The following is a 15,929-nucleotide window of genomic DNA, read 5'->3' on the forward strand; positions in this document are numbered from 1 at the left end:
GGTTTACGTTTCGCTATCCGTGAAGGTGGCCGTACTGTTGGTGCTGGTGTTGTAGCTAAAGTTATCGCTTAATAGCGATTTTAGTTAACACATAAAAAAAGGAAGCTTCGGCTTCCTTTTTTGTTTTTATTATTTTTTGTAAGATTTGCTGATGATCTCTAGTGTCATCCTTGCGAACTGACTAGAATAAGAATACAATCTATGGCCGATTTTTGACCCTGAGCTGATGCTTTTCGTGGCTTAATTCGGAAGTACTGATTGATAATGGTACACTTTATCAATTTTAAGCTCAGGTCTCTTAGTGAGTAACGGAACCAACCGATGACAACAAATACTGAAAACCAGACTAATTCTCTGGATATTGTTAAGTGGGGCATAGCAGTTATATTGATTGCCGCCGCTGTTATTGGCAACCAAGCATTTGGCGAAGCCAGTGTTGTGGTACGCGCTTTAGGCGTAATTGTTGCCTTTGTTCTTGCAGGTTTTATTGCTCTGCAAACTGTGAAAGGTAAAGAAGCTTTATCTTTTGCTCGTGAAGCTCACATTGAAGTTCGTAAAGTGGTTTGGCCTACGCGTCAAGAAGCGCTAAACACTACATTCATTGTTCTTGCTGCAACAGCTGTCGTAGCCGTTATCCTTTGGGGTTTCGACTGGGTACTTTTGCGCGTTGTTAACCTAATTACTGGCGTATAGGCATTTACATGACTGAAGCAACAGAAGCTAAAAAAAGATGGTATGTGATCCAAGCATTCTCGGGCTATGAAGGCCGTGTATGTAAAACATTGCTTGAACACATAAAAATGCACAACATGGAAGATTACTTCGCTGAGGTATTAGTACCGACAGAAGAAGTGGTTGAAATGCGTGCAGGTCAGCGTCGCAAAAGCGAACGTAAATTCTTCCCTGGCTATGTATTAGTACAGATGGAAATGAATGACGAAAGCTGGCATTTAGTTAAAAGTATTCCACGTGTTATGGGCTTTATCGGTGGTACATCTGACCGTCCAGCGCCTATTTCAGACAAAGAAGCGGATGCCATTCTTCAGCGTTTACAAGACACAGTTGAGTCACCGACTCATCGCGTTATGTATGAACCTGGTGAAGTTGTTCGTGTTAACGATGGTCCATTTGCTGATTTTAATGGCACTATCGAAGAAGTTGATTACGACAAGAATCGCGTTAAGGTTTCAGTAATGATCTTCGGTCGCTCTACTCCTGTTGAACTTGATTTCGATCAAGTTGAAAAGAGCTGATTAAATTAACTACAAATAGTATTTGTTTGCGGGTGCGAATTTTTGTATAATTCGCACCCGTAATTTTCAAGGGGAGCATATTGGCATGTAGCCGATACGCGTTTGAACCCAAACTGAGGATATGTCGACATGGCAAAGAAAATTGAAGCTTATATTAAGCTACAAGTAGCAGCCGGTGCTGCAAACCCGTCTCCACCAGTTGGACCTGCTTTAGGTCAAAAAGGTGTGAACATCATGGAATTCTGTAAAGCATTCAACGCTCGTACTGAAAAGTTCGAAAAAGGCATGCCAATTCCTGTTGTTATCACTGTATACAACGACCGTTCTTTCACGTTCGAAACTAAGACTCCTCCAGCATCTTTCTTATTATTGAAAGCTGCAGGTCTTAAGTCTGGTTCTGGCCGTCCGAACACTGAGAAAGTTGGTACTATCAAGCGTAGCGCAGTTCAAGAAATTGCTGAATCAAAAGCTACTGATATGACTGGCGCTGATATTGAAGCGATGACTCGCTCAATTGAAGGTACTGCACGTTCAATGGGTTTGGTAGTAGAGGACTAATATAATGGCAAAGCTAACTAAGCGCATGCGCGTTATCCGTGAAAAATTAGACGGAACTAAGAACTACGACATCAATGAAGCTACTGCTTTATTAAAAGAATTAGCAACTGCTAAGTTCGTAGAAAGTGTTGACGTTGCTGTTAACCTAGGTATCGATCCTCGTAAATCAGATCAAAACGTTCGTGGCGCTACAGTATTACCACATGGTACTGGCCGTGAAGTTCGTGTTGCTGTGTTTACACAGGGCGCAAACGCTGAAGCAGCTAAAGAAGCTGGTGCAGAACTTGTTGGTATGGAAGATCTTGCTGCACAAGTTAAAGCTGGCGAAATGAACTTTGACGTTGTTATCGCATCTCCAGATGCAATGCGCGTTGTTGGTATGTTAGGTCAAATCTTAGGCCCACGTGGTTTAATGCCTAACCCTAAAACTGGTACAGTAACGCCTAACGTTGCTGATGCAGTTAAAAATGCCAAAGCTGGTCAAGTTCGTTACCGTAACGACAAGAACGGTATTATCCACACTACTATCGGTAAAGTGGATTTCACACCAGTTCAGCTTAAAGAAAACTTAGAATCGCTTGTAGCGGCACTGAAAAAGGCTAAGCCTGCAGTTGCTAAAGGCGTTTACTTGAAGAAAGTTACTATCTCTACCACTATGGGTGCAGGCGTAACTATCGATCAAGGTAGCTTAGACGAAGTTAAGTAATATACAAAGCGTGCGTATTAGTCTATAATGCGCGCACTTTGTGGGTTGAGGTCTATTTTCTACGTGTGTTACTAATTTATTAGTCCGCTTATTGAATAGATTTCCGTCCAAGACCGTAGGTGTAATCTAACCATTACTTAATTTCCTACGTAGACGGTGTCAGACCCCCCAGATAGATTTTGTTCTGCTGGAAAATCTGCACCGTAAGTCGTTAAACACTTTGTGTTTAACATGGTTAATTCTAGGGAATTCCCTAGGTAGAATCCAGGAGTAAAGCCAATGGCATTAAGACTCGAAGACAAAAAAGCGATTGTTGCTGAAGTCAACGAAGCAGCCAAAGGTGCTTTATCTGCAGTTGTTGCCGATTCACGCGGTGTAACTGTAGGTGATATGACCGGTTTGCGTAAAGCAGCTCGTGAAGCTGGTGTATTTATACGTGTAGTACGTAATACATTAGTTAAACGCGCTGTAGCTGGTACTGATTTTGAGTGCCTTAGCGACACGTTTACAGGTCCTACTTTAATTGCCTTTTCTAACGAGCACCCAGGTGCTGCAGCACGTCTATTAAAAGACTTCGCTGCTACGCAAGAAAAGTTTGAAATTAAAGCAGCAGCCTTTGAAGGGGAAGTAATCCCTGCAGCAGATATTGATCGTTTAGCGAAATTACCAACTTACGACGAAGCACTAGCTCAGTTAATGATGACTCTAAAAGAAGCATCTGCTGGCAAGTTTGTTCGTACCTTGGCCGCTCTTCGCGATCAAAAAGAAGCAGCTTAATATTTTATTAGCCGCTTAATTAAATTGAATTCAGTACAATAGGAATTTTTTGTTATGTCTATCACAAAAGACCAAATCTTAGAAGCTTTCGCAGAAATGTCTGTAATGGAAGTTGTTGAACTTATCGAAGCAATGGAAGAAAAATTCGGCGTTTCTGCTGCAGCTGCAGTAGTTTCTGGTGGTGGTGATGCTGCCGCTGCTGTTGAGCAAACAGAATTTGACGTTGTTATGACATCTTTCGGTGCTAACAAAGTTGCCGTTATTAAAGCACTTCGTGGCGCTACAGGTCTTGGCCTGAAAGAAGCTAAAGCGATGGCTGAATCTGCACCAGTTGCAGTTAAAGAAGCTATCTCTAAAGAAGAAGCTGAAGCACTTCAAGCAGACCTAGTTGCTGCTGGCGCTGAAGTAGAAGTTAAGTAAGTTATACTTTAACTTACCACCTCCCGAGTAATCGGGCGGAGGCTGGCGGTTTTTTAACCGTCGGCCTTTTTTGCGCTATATGCGCAGGCGATTTTTTATTCACCGTTTGTCGCCAGTTTTAGCAGTTCCTAGCAGAGATTACTGGTTAGGTTCTTGCCATTAACGGTGATGGGCAAACGTGCTGATTTAATCTTTTGTATTATTTCAGTCTTGGTCACATCTCGTAAGTAGAGGAAACCCATGGTTTACTCCTATTCTGAAAAGAAGCGTATTCGTAAAGACTTTGGCAAACGCCCAAAAGTTTTGGATATTCCGTACCTATTGTCTATTCAATTAGACTCTTTTAAGAAGTTCACCGATCAAGATCCTACGGGTGAACGTGGCTTCGAAGCCGCATTCCGTAGCGTTTTTCCCATCAAGAGCTTTTCTGGCAACTCTGAACTGCAATACGTCAGTTATAAGTTAGGCGAGCCAGTTTTTGATGTGAAAGAGTGTCAGATCCGCGGTGTTACATATTCAGCTCCATTACGCGTTAAATTGCGTATGGTGTTATATGACCGTGAAGCTGCACCAGGCACAGTTAAAGACATTAAAGAACAAGAAGTCTACATGGGTGATATCCCATTAATGACTGATAACGGTACTTTTGTTATCAATGGTACTGAGCGTGTTATCGTGTCTCAGTTACACCGCTCACCAGGTGTATTCTTTGATCATGACCGTGGTAAAACCCACTCTTCAGGTAAAGTGTTATATAACGCACGTATTATTCCTTACCGTGGTTCATGGCTTGACTTTGAATTTGATCCAAAAGATGCCTTATTTGTACGTATTGACCGTCGTCGTAAATTACCTGCGACTATCATGCTACGTGCACTTGAGTTTTCTACTCAAGAAATCTTAGACTTATTCTTTGAACGTACTCAGTTCAAAATTAAGAAAGATTCTCTTGTTATGGCACTTGTACCAGACCGTTTACGTGGTGAAACTGCAAGTTACGATATTAAAGATTCAGAAGGCAATGTTCTTGTTGAAACTGGTCGTCGTATTACTGCTCGTCACATTAAACAACTTGAAAAAACTGCCACTACAGAACTTGAAGTACCTGTAGATTACATTGTTGGTAAGTTTGCTGCTCAAGATTATATCGATCAAGATACTGGTGAAGTACTTGTTAGCGCAAATGCTGAAATCACCCTTGAAGACCTTGCTAAACTTTCTTTAGCAGGCATTAAAGAAGTTGATACTTTGTTTATCAACGATCTTGATCATGGTGCTTATATTTCTGACACATTACGTATCGATTCTACAACTAACCGCTTAGAAGCATTAGTTGAAATCTACCGCATGATGCGTCCAGGTGAGCCACCAACCAAAGATGCTGCTGAAAGCTTATTCCAGAACTTGTTCTTCAGTGAAGAACGTTATGACTTATCTAAAGTAGGTCGTATGAAGTTCAACCGTCGTCTTGAGATTGCTGAAGACGAAGGCGCTGGCGTATTGTCTAAAGAAGACATCGTACACGTTATGAAGAAAATCATCGAAATCCGTAATGGTGACGATGAAGTCGATGATATCGACCATCTTGGTAACCGTCGTATTCGTAGCGTTGGCGAAATGGCTGAAAACCAATTCCGTGTTGGTCTAGTTCGTGTTGAGCGTGCTGTTCGTGAACGTCTATCATTAGGCGACTTGAACGAGTTGATGCCACAAGATCTTATCAATGCGAAGCCTATTTCGGCAGCAGTGAAAGAATTCTTTGGTTCTTCACAGCTGTCTCAATTCATGGATCAAAACAACCCGCTTTCAGAAGTAACGCATAAGCGTCGTATTTCTGCTTTAGGCCCAGGTGGTTTGACTCGTGAACGTGCAGGCTTCGAAGTACGTGACGTACATCCGACTCACTATGGTCGTCTATGTCCGATTGAAACGCCAGAGGGACCAAACATTGGTCTAATTAACTCTTTAGCAAGTTTCGCACGTACTAACTCATACGGCTTCCTAGAAACGCCTTATCGTAAGGTTGTTGATAGTGTAATTACTGATGAAGTTGAATACTTGTCAGCAATTGAAGAAGGTCGTTATGTTATTGCACAGGCAAACATTGAAGTAGATGGTTCTAGCCGAATCATTGAAGAGCAAGTTGCTTGTCGTCATAAAGGTGAATCTACCTTTATGCGTGCTGCTGACATTCAATATATGGATGTATCACCACAACAGATTATTTCTGTTGCGGCATCACTAATTCCGTTCCTAGAACACGATGATGCTAACCGTGCATTGATGGGTGCGAACATGCAACGTCAAGCGGTTCCTACTTTACGTGCTGATAAGCCGTTAGTCGGTACAGGTATTGAGCGCACTTTAGCGGTCGATTCTGGTGTTGTTGTTGCTGCGAAACGTGGCGGTGTTGTTGATTACGTTGATGCTAGCCGTATCGTTATCAAAGTTAATGAAGCAGAGTTAACACCGGGTGAAGCTGGTATTGATATCTACAACTTAACTAAGTATACCCGTTCAAACCAAAACACCTGTATTAACCAACGTCCTTGTTGTTCTGTTGGTGATCCAATTGTACGTGGTGATGTATTAGCTGACGGTCCATCAACCGATTTAGGTGATTTGGCTCTTGGTCAAAACATGCGTATCGCGTTCATGCCGTGGAATGGTTATAACTTCGAAGATTCTATCTTAATTTCTGAGCGCGTAGCGCAAGAAGATCGTTTTACTACTATTCATATCCAAGAGCTTTCATGTATTGCTCGTGATACGAAACTAGGTAGCGAAGAAATCACAGCTGATATTCCAAACGTAGGTGAGTCTGCTTTATCTAAACTAGATGAATCAGGTATCGTTTACATTGGTGCTGAAGTGAAAGGCGGCGACATTCTAGTTGGTAAAGTGACACCTAAAGGTGAAACTCAGCTGACGCCAGAAGAGAAGCTATTGCGTGCAATTTTCGGTGAGAAAGCTTCAGATGTTAAGGACAGCTCTTTACGTGTACCTAACTCTGTTAAAGGCACCATCATCGACGTTCAAGTATTCACTCGTGACGGTATCGAGAAAGATAAACGTGCGCTTGAAATTGAAGAGATGCATGTTAGCCAAGCTCGCAAAGATTTAGGCGAAGAGTTCCAGATCCTTGAAGAAGGTGTGTTGAGCCGTGCGCGTAACTTATTACTATCTACCGGTTTCTCAGAAGCTAAATTAGCAGAGCTACCGCGTAAAGATGTATTAATTCAAGTTATCGATGACGAAGCTAAACAAACTGAACTTGAGCAATTAGCTGAGCAACATGAAGAGCTAAAAGCAGACTTCGATAAGAAGTTTGAAGTTAAGCGTCGTAAGATCACCCAAGGTGATGACTTAGCACCTGGTGTACTGAAAATTGTTAAGGTTTACCTAGCAGTTAAACGTACTATCCAACCTGGTGATAAGATGGCGGGTCGTCACGGTAACAAGGGTGTAATCTCTAAGATTTGTCCTATCGAAGACATGCCTTACGATGAAACTGGTGATCCAGTTGATATCGTACTTAACCCATTGGGCGTACCATCGCGTATGAACATTGGTCAGGTACTAGAAGTCCACTTAGGTGCTGCAGCTAAAGGTATCGGTAATCGTATTACTGCTATGCTTGAAGAGCAACGCGAACTGGCAGAGCTACGTAGCTACATTCAGCAGGTTTATGACTTAGGTGATGACGTTCTTCAGAAAGTCGACATCAGTACATTTAGCGACCATGAAGTAGTGCGCTTAGCTAAGAACCTGAGAGGCGGCATACCAATTGCTACGCCAGCTTTCGATGGTGCTAAAGAGAAAGAGATCAAGCAAATGCTTGAACTTGCAGGCTTACCTTCATCTGGCCAGTTAACATTATGTGACGGCCGTACCGGTAACGAATTTGAGCGTAAAGTAACTGTTGGTTACATGTACATGCTTAAATTGAACCATTTAGTTGATGACAAGATGCACGCCCGTTCAACCGGTTCGTACAGCTTAGTTACACAACAACCATTGGGCGGTAAAGCTCAATTCGGTGGTCAGCGTTTCGGTGAGATGGAAGTATGGGCACTAGAAGCATACGGTGCTGCATATACTCTTCAGGAAATGCTAACGGTTAAATCAGATGACGTTAACGGTCGTACTCAGATGTATAAAAACATCGTCGACGGTAACCATCAGATGCACCCAGGCATGCCTGAGTCTTTCAACGTATTGTTGAAGGAAATTCGTTCACTTGGTATTAATATCGAGTTGGATCAAGAGTAAGCATCGCTCTTAAGCAATGTTTGGTAACCAAGGATGCTTTGCAATAGCAAGGCATCTGGTTTAACTCCTTCAGGAGAGAAACGTGAAAGACTTATTAAAGTTTCTTAAACAGCAAAGCAAGACTGAAGAATTTAACGGAATCAAAATTGGTTTGGCTTCGCCAGATCTAATCCGTTCTTGGTCTTTTGGTGAAGTTAAAAAACCAGAAACCATTAACTACCGTACCTTTAAACCTGAACGTGAAGGTTTATTCTGTGCGCGTATTTTCGGTCCTGTGAAAGATTACGAATGTTTGTGTGGTAAATACAAGCGTTTGAAGCACCGTGGTGTTATTTGTGAGAAGTGTGGCGTTGAAGTTACACAGACTAAAGTGCGTCGTGAGCGCATGGGTCATATTGATCTTGCAAGCCCAGTTGCCCACATTTGGTTCTTGAAATCACTTCCGTCTCGTATCGGCTTAATGCTTGATATGACACTTCGTGACATCGAACGTGTACTTTACTTCGAATCATTTGTTGTGATCGAGCCTGGCATGACCAGTCTTGAACGTGGCCAAATGCTTACTGAAGAAACGTATCTTGATGCACTTGAAGAATACGGTGACGAGTTCGAAGCTAAAATGGGTGCTGAAGCAGTCTTAGACTTGCTACGTGCAATTGATTTAGAAGAACAGATCGAACAAATGCGTGAAGAGTTGCCTTCAATCAACTCTGAAACCCGTCGTAAAAAGGTCACTAAACGCCTTAAACTGATGGAAGCATTCTTCACTTCAGGTAACAAGCCTGAGTGGATGATCTTAAAAGTTCTACCGGTTCTACCACCTGATTTACGTCCTCTAGTACCACTAGATGGCGGACGTTTTGCTACGTCTGATTTGAACGACCTTTACCGTCGTGTAATCAACCGTAACAACCGTCTAAAACGTCTATTAGACTTAGCTGCGCCAGACATTATCGTACGTAACGAAAAGCGTATGTTACAAGAGTCTGTTGATGCGCTATTAGATAATGGTCGTCGTGGTCGTGCTATTACAGGTTCTAACAAGCGTCCGCTAAAATCTTTGGCCGATATGATCAAAGGTAAGCAAGGTCGTTTCCGTCAGAACTTACTTGGTAAGCGTGTTGACTACTCAGGCCGTTCGGTAATTACCGTAGGTCCTACTTTACGTCTGCACCAGTGTGGTCTTCCTAAGAAGATGGCACTTGAGCTATTCAAACCATTCATTTATGGCAAGCTAGAAGGTCGTGGTTTAGCTACTACGATTAAAGCTGCTAAGAAAATGGTTGAACGCGAACAGCCAGAAGTATGGGATGTTTTAGACGAAGTAATTCGTGAACATCCAGTTATGCTTAACCGTGCACCAACACTTCATAGACTTGGTATCCAGGCATTTGAGCCGGTACTAATTGAAGGTAAAGCTATTCAATTGCACCCATTAGTATGTGCGGCATATAACGCCGACTTCGATGGTGACCAAATGGCTGTGCACGTACCGTTAACGCTTGAAGCTCAATTAGAAGCTCGCTCGCTAATGATGTCGACAAACAACATCCTTTCTCCAGCAAATGGTGAGCCAGTAATCACGCCTTCTCAAGACGTGGTACTTGGTCTTTACTATACCAGCCGTGAATGTGTTAACGGCCGTGGTGAAGGTATGACATTTATGTCTGTTGATGAAGTTGAAAAAGCGTACGCAACAGGTGCTGCAGAATTGCATGCACGCGTTAAAGTACGTATTACAGAGACTTCAACTGACGACAATGGTGAAAAGACTCAAAGCCGTCGTATTGTAGATACTACAGTGGGCCGTGCATTGTTATCGCAGATCTTGCCTAAAGGCTTACCGTATGAACTGGTTAACCAGAACATGGGTAAAAAGCAAATCTCGAAACTATTGAACACTTGTTACCGTGCGCTAGGCCTAAAAGATACTGTTATCTTTGCTGACCAATTAATGTATACCGGTTTCCGTTATGCAACTATCTCTGGTGCCTCTGTTGGTATCAACGATATGGTTATCCCAGATGAGAAGTACACTTTAGTTGAAGAAGCTGAACGTGAAGTGCTTGAAATTCAAGAGCAGTTCCAATCAGGTCTGGTTACCGCTGGTGAGCGTTACAACAAAGTTATCGATATTTGGGCAAGTACCAACGATAAAATCTCTAAAGCGATGATGGACAACTTGAAGAAAGAAGTTGTTATCAATCGTGATGGCGAAGAAGAAGAGCAAGATTCGTTTAACAGCATCTATATGATGGCTGACTCGGGCGCTCGTGGTAGTGCTGCTCAGATCCGTCAGTTAGCGGGTATGCGTGGTCTGATGGCTAAGCCAGATGGCTCAATCATCGAAACCCCAATTACTGCGAACTTCCGTGAAGGTCTAAACGTACTTCAGTACTTCATCTCTACTCACGGTGCGCGTAAAGGTCTTGCCGATACCGCATTGAAAACAGCTAACTCGGGTTACCTAACTCGTCGTCTTGTTGACGTTGCACAAGATCTAGTTGTTATTGAAGATGATTGTGGCACTGAAGCTGGCTTAACCATGAAGCCGTTGATTGAAGGTGGTGATGTTAAAGAGCCTCTTCGTGAACGTGTTCTTGGTCGTGTTGTTGCTATTGACGTACTTGAGCCTGGTACTGAAAAAGTACTTGCTCCACGCAATACGCTACTTGACGAAGCATGGTGTGATCTTCTTGAAGAGCACAGCGTTGATGAAGTTATCGTACGTTCTGTAATTTCATGTGAAACAGACTTTGGTGTTTGTGCCGCATGTTACGGTCGTGACTTAGCTCGTGGTCATATCATTAACCACGGTGAAGCTATCGGTGTTGTTGCTGCTCAATCAATCGGTGAGCCAGGTACACAGCTTACGATGCGTACCTTCCACATTGGTGGTGCAGCATCTCGTGACTCTGCTGAAAACAATGTTCAAGTTAAGAACTCAGGTACACTGAAGCTTCATAATGCGAAATACGTTAAGAGCATCGACAACAAGTTAGTTATTGTTTCTCGTTCATCTGAACTTGCAATCATTGACGAACTTGGTCGTGAAAAAGAGCGTTACAGAGTACCTTACGGTACTGTTTTAGAAGTGTTGGAAGACAGTGAAGTGGCAGCAGGCGCAATTATTGCGAACTGGGATCCACATACTCACCCAATTATTTCTGAAGTAGCCGGTTCAGTTAAATTCGTAGACATGATTGAAGGCGTTACTATGACGCGTCAAACAGATGACCTAACTGGTCTGTCTTCGATTGTGGTACTTGACCCAAGTGCTCGTAGCACAGCTGGTAAAGAAATGCGTCCTGCTATCCGTCTAATCGACGCTGATGGCAACGATCTTATGATCCCGGGTACCGATGTACCTGCGCAGTATTTCTTACCTGGTAACGCGATTGTAGCGAAAGACGATAATGCACAAATTAACGTTGGTGATGCTTTAGCACGTATTCCTCAGGAATCGTCTAAAACTCGCGATATTACCGGTGGTCTACCACGTGTTGCTGACTTGTTCGAAGCTCGTAAACCAAAAGAGCCTGCTATCCTTGCTGAAATCTCGGGTACTATCTCATTCGGTAAAGAAACCAAAGGTAAAGTACGTCTAGTCATCAGCCCTGCTGATGGTAGTGATCATTATGAAGAAATGATCCCTAAATGGCGTAACCTGAACGTGTTCGAAGGTGAAAAAGTTGAACGTGGTGAAGTTATTGCTGATGGCCCAGAAGCTGCGCATGACATCCTACGTTTACGTGGCATCCATCATGTTGCTAACTATATTGTTGATGAAGTTCAAGACGTTTACCGCCTACAGGGCGTTAAAATCAATGATAAGCACATTGAGGTGATTATTCGCCAAATGCTACGTAAGTGCTTAATTACTGACGCTGGTGATACCGAATTCTTAGTCGGTGAACAAGCTGAAGTTGCCCGCGTTAAGATCGCTAACCGCGAACTTGAAGCACAAGGCAAAACACCTGCGAAGTTTGAGCGTGAATTATTAGGTATTACCAAAGCATCTTTGGCTACTGAATCATTCATCTCAGCTGCATCGTTCCAGGAAACAACTCGCGTACTAACCGAAGCTGCTGTTGGCGGTAAGAGCGATCCATTACGTGGTCTGAAAGAAAACGTAATTGTTGGTCGTCTAATCCCAGCTGGTACCGGTTATGCATATCACACAGCTCGTAATGAAGCTCGTGCGAATGTCAAATCAGACAATGCAGAAGCGCCAGTGATCACTGCAAGTGAAGCAGAGAAGAACTTAGCTGACTTACTTAACTTAGCCGGAAGTGCTGATTAAAGTAAATGGTATGTTAAAAAAGGCGCCTTTGGCGCCTTTTTTATTGGAAATTGCATGAAAAGTTGTCTATTTCTTGACAGTTGGCCATTACCTTTCTAAACTTTCGCGTCCCATCATAGTGGGATATAGATTTTTCACACAAAATTGTTGAGATATTTCAACTGAACGGAGCTATTCATGGCAACTGTAAACCAGTTGGTACGTAAGCCTCGCTCGCCAAAAGTCGAAAAGACTAACGTGCCAGCGTTGAATGCGTGTCCACAAAAACGTGGAGTTTGTACTCGTGTGTACACAACTACTCCTAAAAAACCTAACTCTGCACTACGTAAAGTAGCACGTGTTCGCTTAACTAACGGTTTCGAAGTTACTTCGTACATCGGTGGTGAAGGTCACAACTTGCAGGAACATAGTGTAATTCTAATCCGTGGTGGTCGTGTTAAAGATCTACCTGGTGTGCGTTACCACACTATTCGCGGTGCATTAGATTGTGCTGGCGTAAGTGCTCGTCGCAACGGCCGTTCTAAGTACGGTGCTAAGCGTCCTAAGTCGTAACTTGTCCGTTTAAGTAAGGCCAAGCTAGTTAAAAAAATTCCAGTTTTGGAAGTACCTGAAGCATACGGAGAATTGTTATGCCAAGACGTCGCGTTGTAGGACAACGTAAAATCCTACCAGATCCAAAGTTCAAAAGTGAGTTGTTGGCTAAGTTCATCAACGTCATTATGGTTGACGGTAAAAAGTCAACTGCTGAAAAAATTATCTACCAAGCATTAGATGTTGTCGCTGAAAAGAAAAGCGAAGAGCATTTAAGCATCCTTGAAGCTGCTCTTGATAATGTTCGTCCATCAGTCGAAGTTAAATCTCGTCGCGTTGGTGGTTCAACTTATCAAGTACCATGTGAAGTTCGTCCAGTGCGTCGTAACGCACTAGCGATGCGCTGGTTAGTTGAAGCTGCTCGCAAGCGTGGTGAAAAATCTATGGCTCTACGTCTAGCTGGTGAAATGCTAGACGCATCTGAAAACAAAGGTACTGCTGTTAAGAAGCGTGAAGACGTGCATCGCATGGCTGAAGCTAACAAAGCCTTTGCTCATTACCGTTGGTAATTTGATGGAGTGGGCGTTAGCCCACTCCATATTGTTGATATTTTCTAAAGCACTTTAGCTTTAGTTGAGAGGGTATAAATAGTGGCTCGTACAACCCCAATTGAGCGTTATCGTAATATCGGTATCGTTGCTCATGTGGATGCAGGTAAAACTACCACAACAGAACGTGTTCTGTTCTATACCGGTTTGTCTCATAAAATCGGTGAGGTGCATGACGGCGCCGCTACCACTGACTGGATGGTTCAAGAGCAAGAGCGTGGTATTACTATCACATCTGCTGCTGTAACCACATTCTGGCGTGGTATGGATGCTCAATTCACCGAACATCGTATTAATATCATCGATACCCCTGGTCATGTTGACTTTACTATTGAAGTAGAACGTTCGCTTCGAGTACTTGATGGTGCAGTTGTTGTCTTCTGCGGATCATCAGGTGTCGAGCCACAATCTGAAACTGTTTGGCGTCAAGCTGATAAGTATCAGGTACCGCGCATGGTATTCGTTAATAAAATGGATCGTGCAGGTGCTGACTTTGATAGTGTCATCGACCAAATCCGTAACCGCCTAGGTGCGACTTGTGTCCCTATTCAATTGAATATTGGCGCTGAGGAGAACTTTAAAGGGGTTATTGATTTAATTAAGATGAAAGCAATTAATTGGTCTGAAAAAGACCAAGGAACGACTTTCTCTTATGAAGAAATTCCTGCAGATCTTCTCGCTAAGGCAGAAGAAATGCATGAGTATCTCGTGGAAAGTGCTGCAGAGGCCTCTGATGAATTGATGGAAAAATACCTTGAAGAAGGTGAGCTATCAGAATTAGAGATCAAGCAAGCATTACGTCAGCGCACAATTAACAATGAAATAGTATTAGCAACTTGTGGTTCTGCATTTAAGAACAAAGGTGTTCAAGCTGTTTTAGATGGTGTGGTCGATTACTTACCGGCTCCTACTGAAGTCCCTGCAATTAAAGGGATTGACGAGAACGATAATGAAGTCGAACGTCCATCAGACGATAATGCCCCTTTTGCGGCATTAGCGTTTAAAATTGCGACTGATCCATTTGTTGGAACTTTAACCTTTATCCGTGTATATTCAGGCGTATTAGAGTCGGGTGCAGCGGTTTACAACTCTGTCAAAGAGAAACGTGAACGCGTCGGCCGAATCGTACAAATGCATGCAAATGACCGAACCGAGCTGAAAGAAGTTCGTGCTGGTGATATTGCCGCGGCAATTGGCTTAAAAGATGTGACAACAGGAGATACTCTTTGCGCAAATGATCACAAAGTGATTTTAGAACGCATGGAGTTTCCAGAACCTGTAATTACTATTGCCGTTGAGCCACGTTCGCAAGCAGACCAAGATAAAATGGCGATTGCGCTGCAAAAATTAGCAGCTGAAGACCCGTCTTTTAGAGTGGAAACTGATGCAGAATCAGCTCAAACATTGATTTCTGGCATGGGTGAATTACATTTAGACATTATCGTAGACAGAATGCGTCGCGAATTTAATGTAGATTGTAACGTAGGTAAACCTCAGGTTGCTTATCGTGAAACAATTCGCTCAGCAGTTGAAGTGGAAGGTAAGTTCGTACGTCAATCAGGCGGACGTGGTCAGTTTGGCCATGTGTGGTTGAAAGTTGAACCTTCTGAAGAAGGTCAAGGCTACGAATTTGTTAACGAAATCGTTGGTGGTGCAGTTCCTCGTGAATTCATCCCATCCGTTGACAAAGGTATTCAAGAGCAAATGAATAACGGCGTATTAGCTGGTTATCCAATGCTTGATGTGAAAGTGACTTTATTTGACGGCTCATATCATGATGTCGACTCAAATGAGATGGCTTTCAAAATTGCTGGTTCAATGGGCTTCAAAAAGGGTGCGCTTGAAGCAACCCCTGTGTTACTAGAACCCACAATGAAAGTGGAAATAACCACACCTGAAAATAACATGGGCGATGTAGTGGGTGATTTGAACCGACGTCGCGGTATTATTGAAGGTATGGATGATGGTCTGGGTGGTGTTAAAATTATCCACGCTGTTGTACCGCTTTCTGAAATGTTTGGTTATGCTACTGACTTGCGAAGTGCAACTCAGGGTCGTGCTTCATACTCTATGGAGTTCTTAAAGTACGACGATGCACCATCAAATATTGCAAAGGCAATTATTGAATCACGTACTTAAATTTTTAAGTACTTAATTAACTGTTATATAGCTCGTTGTCGAGCACTTCTGAAAAGAAAGGAATATATCGTGGCTAAAGAAAAATTTGAACGTAGTAAACCACACGTAAACGTGGGTACAATTGGTCACGTCGACCATGGTAAAACTACTCTTACAGCAGCTATCTCAGCTGTATTGTCAAAAGTATATGGTGGTGAAGTTAAAGATTTCGCACAAATCGATAACGCTCCAGAAGAGCGTGAGCGCGGTATTACAATTAATACTTCTCACATCGAATATGACACACCATCTCGTCACTACGCACACGTAGATTGTCCTGGTCACGCCGATTATGTTAAAAACATGATTACTGGTGCTGCACA

13 protein-coding genes are annotated in these 15,929 nt (G+C 42.9%); all 13 read left to right on the top strand.

All coding sequences use genetic code 11. The annotated features are described in order from the left end of the window. Positions 1-72, top strand: a 72-nt coding sequence (locus Q4557_RS19045) for a hypothetical protein (protein WP_131818057.1), incomplete at its 5' end; no start/stop codon positions are given. A 249-nt stretch (positions 73-321) separates the two neighbouring features. After that, positions 322-693, top strand: coding sequence for a preprotein translocase subunit SecE (secE, locus tag Q4557_RS19050; RefSeq protein WP_102439681.1), 372 nt, complete (start codon positions 322-324; stop codon positions 691-693). An 8-nt stretch (positions 694-701) separates the two neighbouring features. Further along, positions 702-1,253, top strand: a complete 552-nt coding sequence (gene nusG, locus Q4557_RS19055) for a transcription termination/antitermination protein NusG (RefSeq protein WP_076543266.1) — start codon at positions 702-704, stop codon at positions 1,251-1,253. A gap of 129 nt (positions 1,254-1,382) precedes the next feature. Next, positions 1,383-1,811: a 50S ribosomal protein L11 gene (gene rplK, locus Q4557_RS19060; protein WP_076543265.1), complete on the top strand. Its 429-nt coding sequence runs from the start codon at positions 1,383-1,385 to the stop codon at positions 1,809-1,811. A gap of 4 nt (positions 1,812-1,815) precedes the next feature. Continuing rightward, entirely contained in the window at positions 1,816-2,517 is a 702-nt protein-coding gene (gene rplA / locus Q4557_RS19065; protein WP_102439680.1) for a 50S ribosomal protein L1, read from the top strand. 279 nt (positions 2,518-2,796) lie between these two features. Beyond that, positions 2,797-3,294, top strand: coding sequence for a 50S ribosomal protein L10 (gene rplJ, locus Q4557_RS19070; RefSeq protein ID WP_076543263.1), 498 nt, complete (start codon positions 2,797-2,799; stop codon positions 3,292-3,294). 54 nt (positions 3,295-3,348) lie between these two features. Then, positions 3,349-3,714 (top strand): 50S ribosomal protein L7/L12, encoded by a 366-nt coding sequence (gene rplL, locus Q4557_RS19075; RefSeq protein WP_076543262.1) that lies wholly within the window; start codon positions 3,349-3,351, stop codon positions 3,712-3,714. A gap of 240 nt (positions 3,715-3,954) precedes the next feature. Continuing rightward, a complete protein-coding gene (rpoB, locus tag Q4557_RS19080; RefSeq protein ID WP_102439679.1) occupies positions 3,955-7,986 on the top strand; it encodes a DNA-directed RNA polymerase subunit beta in 4,032 nt (1,343 codons plus the stop codon). An 82-nt stretch (positions 7,987-8,068) separates the two neighbouring features. Further along, entirely contained in the window at positions 8,069-12,289 is a 4,221-nt protein-coding gene (gene rpoC, locus Q4557_RS19085; RefSeq protein WP_102476544.1) for a DNA-directed RNA polymerase subunit beta', read from the top strand. Positions 12,290-12,466: 177 nt separating this feature from the next. Continuing rightward, entirely contained in the window at positions 12,467-12,841 is a 375-nt protein-coding gene (rpsL, locus tag Q4557_RS19090) for a 30S ribosomal protein S12 (RefSeq protein ID WP_076543259.1), read from the top strand. A 77-nt stretch (positions 12,842-12,918) separates the two neighbouring features. Next, positions 12,919-13,389 carry a 30S ribosomal protein S7 gene (gene rpsG, locus Q4557_RS19095; RefSeq protein WP_076543258.1) on the top strand — a complete coding sequence of 157 codons (471 nt, stop codon included), beginning with the start codon at positions 12,919-12,921 and terminating at the stop codon, positions 13,387-13,389. Positions 13,390-13,470: 81 nt separating this feature from the next. Next, positions 13,471-15,567, top strand: a complete 2,097-nt coding sequence (fusA, locus tag Q4557_RS19100; RefSeq protein ID WP_102439677.1) for an elongation factor G — start codon at positions 13,471-13,473, stop codon at positions 15,565-15,567. A 69-nt stretch (positions 15,568-15,636) separates the two neighbouring features. Further along, positions 15,637-15,929, top strand: a 293-nt coding sequence (locus Q4557_RS19105) for a GTP-binding protein (RefSeq protein ID WP_303414822.1), incomplete at its 3' end; no start/stop codon positions are given.

This window comes from Shewanella sp. 5_MG-2023, assembly GCF_030547465.1.
GTDB lineage: Bacteria > Pseudomonadota > Gammaproteobacteria > Enterobacterales > Shewanellaceae > Shewanella.